This window comes from Streptomyces sp. NPDC034670 (genome assembly GCF_055574875.1).
Genome location: NZ_JBVITR010000057.1, coordinates 33,833 through 44,254, shown reverse-complemented (window position 1 = coordinate 44,254; position 10,422 = coordinate 33,833). Strand labels below are relative to the sequence as shown.

General features: G+C 71.8%; 8 protein-coding genes. 6 read left to right on the top strand and 2 right to left on the bottom strand.

All coding sequences use genetic code 11. From position 1 onward, the window contains the following. The 4 genes from ACZ56B_RS28330 to ACZ56B_RS28315 form a co-directional block, all read left to right on the top strand. The coding region (locus tag ACZ56B_RS28330) for a vitamin B12 dependent-methionine synthase activation domain-containing protein (protein ID WP_468796463.1) at nucleotides 1–1,107 on the top strand (1,107 nt) is incomplete at its 5' end. Between the two features lie 152 nt (nucleotides 1,108–1,259). Continuing rightward, nucleotides 1,260–2,000 carry an HAD family hydrolase gene (locus tag ACZ56B_RS28325; protein ID WP_468796461.1) on the top strand — a complete coding sequence of 247 codons (741 nt, stop codon included), beginning with the start codon at nucleotides 1,260–1,262 and terminating at the stop codon, nucleotides 1,998–2,000. A 441-nt stretch (nucleotides 2,001–2,441) separates the two neighbouring features. Further along, nucleotides 2,442–4,046: an ABC transporter substrate-binding protein gene (locus ACZ56B_RS28320; protein ID WP_468796459.1), complete on the top strand. Its 1,605-nt coding sequence runs from the start codon at nucleotides 2,442–2,444 to the stop codon at nucleotides 4,044–4,046. A gap of 67 nt (nucleotides 4,047–4,113) precedes the next feature. Next, on the top strand, nucleotides 4,114–5,697 hold the full coding sequence (locus ACZ56B_RS28315) for an ABC transporter substrate-binding protein (RefSeq protein WP_468796457.1): 1,584 nt from the start codon (nucleotides 4,114–4,116) through the stop codon (nucleotides 5,695–5,697). A 97-nt stretch (nucleotides 5,698–5,794) separates the two neighbouring features. Here ACZ56B_RS28315 and ACZ56B_RS28310 read toward each other — a convergent pair whose 3' ends face one another. Both ACZ56B_RS28310 and ACZ56B_RS28305 read right to left on the bottom strand, forming a co-directional pair. Continuing rightward, nucleotides 5,795–6,466: a response regulator gene (locus ACZ56B_RS28310; protein ID WP_468796455.1), complete on the bottom strand. Its 672-nt coding sequence runs from the start codon at nucleotides 6,464–6,466 to the stop codon at nucleotides 5,795–5,797. A gap of 14 nt (nucleotides 6,467–6,480) precedes the next feature. Then, the gene (locus ACZ56B_RS28305) at nucleotides 6,481–7,428 is read right to left on the bottom strand and encodes a RecB family exonuclease (RefSeq protein WP_468796453.1); all 948 of its coding nucleotides are present in this window, start codon (nucleotides 7,426–7,428) and stop codon (nucleotides 6,481–6,483) included. A 305-nt stretch (nucleotides 7,429–7,733) separates the two neighbouring features. On the opposite strand from ACZ56B_RS28305, the gene ACZ56B_RS28300 reads away from it, so the two are divergent. Next, on the top strand, nucleotides 7,734–9,341 hold the full coding sequence (locus ACZ56B_RS28300; RefSeq protein WP_468796451.1) for a site-2 protease family protein: 1,608 nt from the start codon (nucleotides 7,734–7,736) through the stop codon (nucleotides 9,339–9,341). Between the two features lie 68 nt (nucleotides 9,342–9,409). Further along, on the top strand, nucleotides 9,410–10,312 hold the full coding sequence (locus ACZ56B_RS28295) for a tRNA (adenine-N1)-methyltransferase (RefSeq protein ID WP_468796449.1): 903 nt from the start codon (nucleotides 9,410–9,412) through the stop codon (nucleotides 10,310–10,312). Nucleotides 10,313–10,422 lie beyond the last annotated feature (110 nt).

Here is a 10,422-nt window from a genome sequence, read left to right as displayed (position 1 = left end):
ATGAAGGAGAACCTCGAGGAGCTCAACGCCCGCGGCCTGGCCGCCGACTACCCGGTCATCCTCGGCGGCGCCGCCCTCACCCGCGCCTACGTCGAGCAGGACCTGCACGAGCTCTACCAGGGCGAGGTCCGCTACGCCCGCGACGCGTTCGAGGGCCTGCGGCTGATGGACGCGCTGATCGGCGTCAAGCGCGGGGTGCCCGGCGCGAAGCTGCCGGAGCTGAGGCAGCGGCGGGTGCGCGCGGCGACCGTGGAGGTCGAGGAGCGTCCCGAGGAGGGCAGCGTCCGCTCCGACGTGGCCACCGACAACCCGGTCCCGGAGCCGCCGTTCTGGGGCACCCGCGTGATCAAGGGCATCCAGCTCAAGGAGTACGCGAGCTGGCTCGACGAGGGCGCGCTGTTCAAGGGCCAGTGGGGCCTGAAGCAGGCCCGCACCGGCGACGGCCCCACGTACGAGGAGCTGGTGGAGACCGAGGGCCGGCCGCGGCTGCGCGGCCTGCTGGACCGGCTCCAGACGGAGAACCTGCTGGAGGCGGCCGTGGTCTACGGCTACTTCCCCTGCGTCTCCAAGGACGACGACCTGATCATCCTGGACGAGGCCGGCAACGAGCGCACCCGCTTCACCTTCCCGCGCCAGCGCCGCGGCCGCCGGCTGTGCCTGGCGGACTTCTTCCGCCCGGAGGAGTCCGGCGAGAGGGACGTCGTCGGCTTCCAGGTGGTCACCGTCGGCTCCCGCATCGGCGAGGAGACCGCCCGCCTCTTCGAGGCCGACGCCTACCGCGAGTACCTGGAGCTGCACGGCCTGTCCGTGCAGCTCGCCGAGGCCCTCGCCGAGTACTGGCACGCCCGCGTCCGCGCCGAGCTCGGCTTCGCGGGCGAGGACCCCGACGCCATGGAGGACATGTTCGCCCTGAAGTACCGGGGTGCCCGCTTCTCCCTCGGCTACGGCGCCTGCCCCGACCTGGAGGACCGCGCCAAGATCGCCGACCTGCTCGCACCCGAGCGCATCGGGGTGGAGCTGTCCGAGGAGTTCCAGCTCCACCCCGAGCAGTCCACCGACGCCATCGTGATCCACCACCCGGAGGCCAAGTACTTCAACGCCCGCTGAGGCCGCCCCCGGGGCCGGGAAGGGCCCCGGCGCGGGACCCACGGGCGACAAGAGGCACACGCTTCGCGTACGACGTACACTGGTCGGTCCACCGCAGGCCGGTTCCCCACGTGTGGGGAACCGGCCTGATCGTCCCTCAAGGAGGTATGTGGATGACCAGTACGGTACCCGCGCCCGGAACCGCTTCCCGGGCCCTCGGCCCCGTTCGCGCGGGGCAGACCCGGGCGGCCGGGAGCACGGCCCTGCAGGCCGTGCTCCTCGACATGGACGGGACCCTGGTGGACACCGAGGGCTTCTGGTGGGACGTCGAGGTCGAGGTCTTCGCCTCCCTCGGCCACACCCTCGACGAGTCCTGGCGCCAAGTCGTGGTCGGCGGCCCCATGAGCCGCAGCGCGAAGTTCCTGATCGAGGCGACCGGGGCCGACATCGACCTGGCCGAGCTGACGGTGCTGCTGAACGACGGCTTCGAGGACCGCATCGACCACGCCCTGCCGCTGATGCCGGGCGCCGAGCGGCTGCTCGCCGAACTGTCCGAGCACAGGATTCCCACCGCCCTCGTCTCCGCCTCGCACCGGCGCATCATCGACCGGGTGCTGGCCCGGCTGGGTCCGCAGCACTTCGCGCTGTCGATCGCCGGTGACGAGGTCCCGCGCACCAAGCCGCACCCCGACCCGTACCTGGCGGCCGCCTCCGGGCTCGACGCGGACCCCCTGCGGTGCGCCGTCATCGAGGACACCGCGACCGGTGTGGCCGCCGCCGAGGCCGCGGGCTGCCAGGTCGTGGCGGTGCCCTCGGTGGCCCCGATCACCCCGGCCGTCCGGCGCACCGTCGTTCCCTCCCTGGAAGTCGTGGACCTGACATTTCTGCGCGGCCTGATGACGGAAGTGCTCTAGGTGTTCACCCAGCGTGCAAAAGGGTTAGGGCCGGAATTCCCGCCGCTCGCACGCGAGCCCGCCGACCCGTGTCCGCAGGAATTCGTTCCGTTGCCGACGGCTGAATTCCGATGCCGACGAGCTCGTTTTCACATGTGATGTTCGACACGCCGTAAGGGGTCGACAGGGAGGGTGGCGTGTGCTGCCCGCCCCTTGTCGGCGGTCGTCGGGGTGCCCTTGTGTCCCGATTGGGGAGACGCTGCACTAATCCTTCCCCGGTCGCATCTTCCGGTGCGTTCACACCCGGTTCCACTGCGTGATGGCACCTCAACTCCAGCGGCTGCGGGCCTTCCTGCGGGCGCGGACTAATCTCGTCGCGAGAACATCACCCCTACCCCGTGAACCGCTGCGACACCCTGCGTGCCGGGTACACGGAGTCGACAGTCCTGGAGAAACTCGAGCATGAACCGCAAGACTTTGGTGCTGGCGGCCGCGATGGGCCTGCTCGCGCCGGTGCTCGCCGCCTGTGGTGACACCGAGGGCGGAAGCAGCGACGGCGACGCGATCGTCGTCGGCACCACGGACCGGTTCACTGCCTCGGAGGAGGACCCCGCACCCGTCGACCCGGCCTCCGCCTACGACGTCGGCACCTGGAACATCCTGCGCCAGACCGTGCAGACCCTGATGGTCCAGCCGCGCGGCGAGGGCGAGCCGGTGCCGGAGGCGGCCGAGTCCTGCGGCTTCACCGACGCCGGCAACGAGCGGTACAGCTGCACCCTGCGCGACGGCCTGAAGTTCGCGAACGGCGACAAGGTGACCGCCGCCGACGTGAAGTACTCCATCGACCGCGCCCTGTCGATCGAGGCGGAGAGCGGTGTCTTCGCGCTGCTGTCCGGCATCGACACCGTCGAGACGCAGGGCGACCGCGAGGTGATCTTCCACCTCAAGACCGCCGACGCCACCTTCCCGTACAAGCTGTCCACCCCGGTCGCCGGCATCGTCAACCCGGACGACTACGAGAAGGGCAAGCTGCGCGACGGCTTCGAGGTCGACGGCTCGGGCCCGTACACCATGGAGGCGAAGGTCGAGGGCGACGAGCTGGTCCGGGCGACGTTCACCAGGAACCCCTCCTACAAGGGGGCGCTGAAGGTGAACAACGAGAAGGTCGAGATCGTCTCCTTCGAGGACGCCGACGCCATGGGCGACGCGCTGGAGAAGGGCGACATCGACCTCATGACCCGCAGCATGTCGCCGGAGCAGATCCGCGAGCTCGCGGACAACGCCGACGACGACGTCGACCTGGTCGAGATGCCCGGCCTGGAGATCCGCTACCTGGCCTTCAACACCGACGCCCAGACCGTGAAGGACAAGGCGGTCCGCAAGGCGATGGCCCAGATCGTCAACCGCAGCGAACTGATCTCCAAGGTCTACGGCTCCCAGGCCGAGCCGCTGTACTCGCTGGTCCCCGCGAGCGTCACCGGCCACTCCAACTCGTTCTTCAACACGTACGGCGACCCCAGCACCACCAAGGCCCGCGCCCTGCTGGAGGAGGCCGGGATCAGCACCCCGGTGAAGGTGACGCTGCACTACACCACCGACCACTACGGACCGGCCACGAAGGGCGAGTTCGAGCAGCTCCAGAAGCAGCTCAACGCCAGCGGCCTGTTCGACGTCGACATCGAGGGCACCCCCTGGAAGACCTTCCGCCCCGCCGGGCAGAAGGGCGAGTACGACGTCTACGGCATGGGCTGGTTCCCCGACTTCCCGGACGCCGACAACTTCCTCGCCCCGTTCCTGGACGCCGACAACTTCCTCGCCTCGCCGTACGCCAACGACAAGATCCGCAAGGAACTGATCCCGCAGTCCCGCCGCCAGGCCGACCGCCTGTCCGCCTCCGGCAGCCTCACGAACATCCAGGACATCGTGGCGGACGACGTCCCCGTGCTGCCGCTGTGGCAGGGCAAGCAGTACGTCGCCGCACGCGACGACATCACGGGCACCGCCTACTCGCTCAACTCCTCTTCCACCCTTCAGCTGTGGGAGCTCGGCCGAGGCGTGAGCGGCTGACGGGCCGTCTCGTCCCGGGCCGGGGAGGACGGCCCGGGACCATCGAGCCCGACGACAAGGCACCCATGTGAACCTGCGCAACCAGTGGCCGGTCCTGCCGATCGCGGCGGGGCCGGCCACCGGCCTGCTGACCGGCTGCGGACTGGAGGACGGAGCTTCCGGGACGGACGGCTCCCACGTCGTGGTGGGAATGTCCGACGAGGTCCTCGCCACCGACCCCGCCTCCGGCTACGACCCCGGCTCCTGGCTGTTGTTCACCAACGTCTTCCAGTCGCTGCTCAGCTTCCCCGAGGGAGCCACCGAGCCGCAGCCGGAGGCCGCGAAGGAGTGCGGTTTCACGGACACCGGGACCAAGGTGTACTCGTGCACCCTGCGGGACGGGCTCAAGTTCAGCAACGGTGACCCGCTCACCTCGAAGGACGTGAAGTTCTCCTTCGACCGCATGCTGAGGATCGACGACCCCGACGGTCCCGCGATCATGTTCCCGATGCTGGAGGAGGTGGAGACGCCGGACGAGAGGACGGTCGTCTTCAAGCTCAACACGCCCGACGCCACCTTCCCCAGCAAGATCGCCTCCGGTGCCGGCTCCATCGTCGACCACCGCCAGTACGACGCGGACGGGCTGCGCGAGGACGGCGAGGCGGTCGGCTCCGGCCCCTACAAGCTGGACTCGTTCGGCAAGGACCGGGCCGTCTTCTCCGTCAACGAGCACTACCGGGGCACCGTCGAGACCAAGAACTCCGGCGTGACGCTGAAGTTCTTCCACGGCGACCAGACCGCCCTGAAGAAGGCCGTCCAGGACGCCGGGGTCGACATCGCCTACCGGGGCCTCACCGCCAAGGACATCACCGACCTCGAGAAGGCCGACGACGGCACCGGCGCCGTCGAGGTCATCGAGGGCAGCAGCGCCGAGGTCCAGCACCTGGTCTTCAACATGGACCACCCGGTCGCCGGGAAGCTCGGCGTGCGCAAGGCCGTCGCCCACCTGCTCGACCGCGACGCCCTCATCCACGAGGTCCACGAGGGCACGGCCACCCCGCTGTACTCGATCGTCCCGGCCGGTATCGCCGGCCACAACACGGCCTTCTTCGACACCTACGGCGCCCGCCCCTCCAGGGCCAAGGCCGCCGCCGCGCTGCGGGAGGAAGGCATCACCGGCAAGGTGGAGCTCACCCTGTGGTCCACCCCCTCCCGCTACGGCCCGGCCACCGACCAGGAACTGGCCGCGATCGCCGGGCAGCTCAACGCCAGCGGACTGTTCGACGCCGAGATGAAGTCCGTCGGCTTCGAGCAGTACGAGAAGGACATCGCCGCCGGCAAGTACGGCGTCTACGTCAAGGGCTGGGTGCCCGACTACCCGGACGCCGACAACTTCACGGGCCCCTTCTTCGGCGAGGGCAACGTGCTGGACAACAACTACGAGAACGGCACCATCACCGGCTCGCTCATCCCGCGCACCGCCGCCCGGAGCGACCGCTCCGCCACCGACAAGGAGTTCGGCCGGCTCCAGGACATCGTCGCCGAGGAACTGCCGTTGCTCCCCGTCTGGCAGGCCAAGCAGTACGCGGTCGTCCGTGACGGCGTCTACGGCCTGGAGTACTGCCTCGACGCCTCGACCGTGTTCCGCTTCTGGGAGCTGAGCAAGAGCTGAATCCGCCGCACCCACGAGAGGGCGCCCCCTTCCGCCCGGAAGGGAGCGCCCTCTCGTCGTCACGTCACGTCGCGCACGGCGGCCGGACGGACCCGCGTCACTGCGCGCCGGGGCGCACCAGCCCGCTCTCGTAGGCGTACACCGCGGCCTGCACCCGGTCGCGCAGCCCCAGTTTGGTCAGGACGTGCCCGACGTGCGTCTTGACGGTGGTCTCACTGACGAACAGATCGGCGGCGATCTCCGCGTTGGACAGCCCGCGCGCCACCAGCTTCAGCACCTCGACCTCGCGCTCGGTCAGCGTGTGCAGCGTGTCCGGCACCGGCTCCTCACCGGAGGGCAGGTGCGTGGCGTACTTGTCCAGCAGCCGGCGCGTGATGCTCGGCGCGAGCATCGCCTCCCCGGCGGCCACCACACGGATCGCCTGCACCAGTTCGCCCGCCGGGGCGTCCTTCAGCAGGAAGCCGCTGGCGCCCGCCTTCAGCGCCTCCACCACGTACTCGTCCAGGTCGAACGTCGTCAGCACCAGCACCTTCGCCGGACCGTTCCGCTCGGGACCGGTGATCTGCCGGGTCGCCTCCACTCCGTCCATCCGCGGCATGCGGATGTCCATCAGCACCACATCGGGCTGCAGCGCCCGCACCTGGTCCAGGGCCTGGAGGCCGTCCCCGGCCTCGCCGACGACCGCGATGTCCTGCTCCGCCTCCAGGATCATCCGGAAGCCCGTGCGCAGCAGCGGCTGGTCGTCGACCAGTAGGACGCGGATGGCCACGTAAGTCTCCTTCGCTAGTCCGGCCCCATTCTGCCCTGTTGGCCTCCGCCGGACCCGGCCGCCCTCACCGGCAGCGGGTACGGCGGGGGAGTGCCGCCGAACTCCGGGCAGTGGGCCCGGTGGTCGCACCAGCCGCACAACTTGGTGGGGCGCGGCCGCCAGTCGCCCGTCTCGGTCGCCGTCCGGATCGCGTCCCACAGCGCGAGCAGCTTGCGCTCGACCCGCTCCAGGTCGGCGGGGACGGGGTCGTACGTCAGCACGTCGCCGCTGCCCAGGTACACGAGCTGGAGCCGGCGCGGGACCACCTTCTTCAGCCGCCACACCACCAGGGCGTAGAACTTCATCTGGAACAGCGCGTCCTCGGCGTACTCCGGCCTCGGCGCCTTGCCCGTCTTGTAGTCGACGATGCGCACCTCGCCGGTGGGCGCCACGTCGACCCGGTCGATGATGCCGCGCAGCCGCAGCCCCGAGTCCAGCTCGGCCTCGACGAACAGCTCCCGCTCGGCGGGCTCCAGCCGGCTCGGGTCCTCGAGCGTGAACCAGCGCTCGACCAGCCGCTCCGCCTCCGCCAGCCAGCGCGCCAGCCGCTCGCCCTCCGGGTCGTCGGCGAACAGCTCCGCGACCTCCGGCCGGGACTCCCGCAGCCGCTCCCACTGCCCCGGGACCAGCCCCTTCGCCCGCGGCGCGGTGCGCTCGGCCGCCGGGGCGTCGAAGAGGCGCTCCAGCACCGAGTGCACCAGCGTGCCCCTGGTCGCCGCCTCGCTCGGCTTCTCCGGCAGCCGGTCGATGACCCGGAACCGGTACAGCAGCGGGCACTGCATGAAGTCGCTCGCACGCGAGGGGGACAGCGAGGCGGGCGGCACGGCGGGGGCCGCGGTCGTCACGACCGTGTCCGCCGCCTGCTCGGCCGCCGCGACCGGGCCGCTGTCGGGGCGCGCCGCGCCCTCGGTGCTCGTCTCCATGTCCCAGACCTTACGGCCCGGTGCCGACAGCGATCCACACCCGTCCGGGGCCTGTGGACGAACCGGGGACGCTCCGTACGGCGGGGGCGGGCCGTGAGCGGCCGGAGGAGGCAGAGAGGAAGGCGGGGAGAGGGGGAAAGCAGGGAAAGCCGGGAAGACAGGGAAAAGAGGGAAGCGGGAGACGTGGCGACGGACGGGAAGTGACAGGGGTGCCGGGGCGGAACGGGTGGCGCAGGCCGCATACCATCGAGGCGAGACCCTCCCGCCCGGCGGGAGCGGGAGACGCAGCGAACGAGGGGACACCGGTGGATGCAAGCGGCGGGCGCGGGCGGCCGCGGTCCGGCAACGACGAGTCGGCCGAGCACACGGAACCCCGGGCGCCGGCCGCCGACGGCGCTCCCCACGAGGACGGCGACCGCTCCACCACCGCGGGCCGGGCCGCCGACGAGCGGGCGGGCCGCCGCTTCGACGGCCGGCCCGACGACACCCCGGCAGCCCCCGGCCCCCCCGCCGGGCGGCCCCCCGCGGCCGACGGCGCCGCCGAGAACGGCGGGACCGGCGGGACCGGGGACGGCGCCCCCGCGGACCGGAGCCCCGCTCCGGCCCCCGGCCCCCGGCCCGAGAACCCCGCCGCCGGGACCGGCCGGGAGGACACCCCCGGAGACGGACGACCGGCCGACGGCCCCTCGTCCCACCGGCACCCCGACCGCGCGCACGCCCGCTCCGGCACCGACGGGGCACCCGCGCCGCAGCGCCCCCGGGACAAGCAGCGCGGCCTGCTGATGGGACGGCCGTTCGGGGTGCCCGTGTACGTCGCGCCCAGCTGGTTCCTCGTCGCCCTCCTCATCACCTGGGTGTTCGGCGGTCAGATCGACCGCGTGCTGCCCGAGCTCGGAGCCGCCAGCTACCTGGTCTCCCTGTTCTTCGCGGTCGCCTTCTACGCCTCCGTGCTGGTCCACGAGCTCGCCCACACCCTGGCCGCCCTCCGCTTCAAGCTCCCGGTGCGCCGCATCCAGCTCCAGTTCTTCGGCGGCGTCTCCGAGATCGAGAAGGAGGCCGAGACACCCGGCCGCGAGTTCGTCCTCGCCTTCGTCGGCCCGTTGCTCTCCCTCGTCCTGTCCGGCCTGTTCTACCTCGCCCTGCTCGCCGTGGACCCCGCTTCCGTCCCCGGCGTCCTGCTGGCCGGGCTGATGATCTCCAACCTCATCGTGGCCGCCTTCAACTTCCTGCCCGGCCTCCCCCTCGACGGCGGCCGCATGCTCCGCGCCGTCGTCTGGAAGATCAGCGGAAGGCCGATGACCGGCACCGTCGTCGCCGCCTGGGTCGGCCGCGCCCTCGCCCTGTCCGTCCTGATCGGCCTCCCGCTGATCGCCCAGTCCGGAGCGCTCGGCTCCGACGCCGTGGACAACGTCGGCATGGACACCGTCCTGGACGCGCTGCTCGCCGCCATCCTCGCCGCGATCATCTGGACCGGCGCCGGCAACAGCCTGCGCATGGCCCGCCTGCGCGAGCACCTGCCCGAACTGCGCGCCCGCACCCTCACCCGCCGCGCGGTCCCCGTCGAGAGCGACACCCCGCTCTCCGAGGCGCTGCGCCGGGCCAACGCCGCCGGCGCCCGCGCCCTCGTCGTCGTCGACGCCGACGGCGCCCCCCGCTCCCTGGTCCGCGAGGCCGCCATCGTCGGCGTACCCGAGCACCGCCGCCCCTGGGTGCCGGTCGGCGGGCTCGCGCAGGACCTCACCGACGGCATGCGGGTCTCCGCCGAGCTCGCGGGCGAGGAACTCCTGGACGCCCTGCGCGCCACCCCCGCCACCGAGTACCTGGTGGTCGAGGAGACCGGCGAGATCTACGGCGTCCTGTCCGCCGCCGACGTCGAGCGCGCCTTCGTCAAGGCCATGGCCCGTCCCTCGTAGCCCCGCGCGCAGCCCCGGGGGCGGCCGGTGTGGTCGGCGGCCCCCGGCGGGACCGGTAGGCTGGTCACATGTCCGAACCGACCGGTGCCGCCCGCAGACGCGGGCCCTTCAAGGTCGGGGACCAGGTTCAGCTGACCGACCCCAAGGGCCGCCACTACACGTTCACGCTCGAGGCCGGGAAGAACTTCCACACCCACAAGGGTTCCTTCCCGCACGACGAACTGATCGGCGCTCCCGAGGGCAGCGTTGTCCGCACCACCGGGAACGTCGCCTACCTCGCGCTGCGCCCCCTGCTCCCCGACTACGTCCTGTCCATGCCCCGCGGGGCGGCCGTCGTCTACCCCAAGGACGCGGGGCAGATCCTCGCCTTCGCCGACATCTTCCCCGGCGCACGCGTCGTGGAGGCCGGCGTCGGCTCCGGCTCGCTCAGCAGCTTCCTGCTGCGCGCCATCGGCGACCAGGGCATGCTGCACAGCTACGAACGCCGCGAGGACTTCGCCGACATCGCCCGGCAGAACGTCGAGCGGTACTTCGGCGGCCCGCACCCGGCCTGGCAGCTGACCGTCGGCGACCTGCAGGACAACCTGTCCGACACCGACGTCGACCGCGTCATCCTCGACATGCTCGCCCCCTGGGAGTGCCTGGAGGCCGTCTCCAAGGCACTCGTCCCCGGCGGCATCCTGTGCTGCTACGTCGCGACCACCACCCAGCTCGCCCGGACCGTCGAGTCCATCCGCGAGATCGGCTGCTTCAACGAGCCGACCGCCTGGGAGACGATGATCCGCAACTGGCACATCGAGGGCCTGGCCGTCCGTCCGGACCACAGGATGATCGGCCACACGGGCTTCCTGCTCACCGCCCGCCGCCTCGCCGACGGCGTCGAGCCGCCGATGCGCCGCCGCCGCCCCGCCAAGGGCGCCTACGGCGAGGACTACACGGGCCCCAACGCCGACGCCGGGGCCGCCCGCTGAGAGGGTCCGCCCTCCGCACAACGCACGGACGCCGTGGGGGGGGGGGGGGGGGGGGGGGGGGGGGGGGGGGGGGGGGGGGGCGGGGGGGGGGGGGGGGGGGGGGGGAAGAG

Bases quoted from the DNA above. Each gene is read 5' to 3' on its own strand.
- ACZ56B_RS28295 (WP_468796449.1), top strand. From the start codon at position 9,410: ATGTCCGAACCGACCGGTGCCGCCCGCAGACGCGGGCCCTTCAAGGTC.
- ACZ56B_RS28325 (WP_468796461.1), top strand. From the start codon at position 1,260: ATGACCAGTACGGTACCCGCGCCCGGAACCGCTTCCCGGGCCCTCGGC.
- ACZ56B_RS28305 (WP_468796453.1), bottom strand. From the start codon at position 7,428: ATGGAGACGAGCACCGAGGGCGCGGCGCGCCCCGACAGCGGCCCGGTC.
- ACZ56B_RS28320 (WP_468796459.1), top strand. From the start codon at position 2,442: ATGAACCGCAAGACTTTGGTGCTGGCGGCCGCGATGGGCCTGCTCGCG.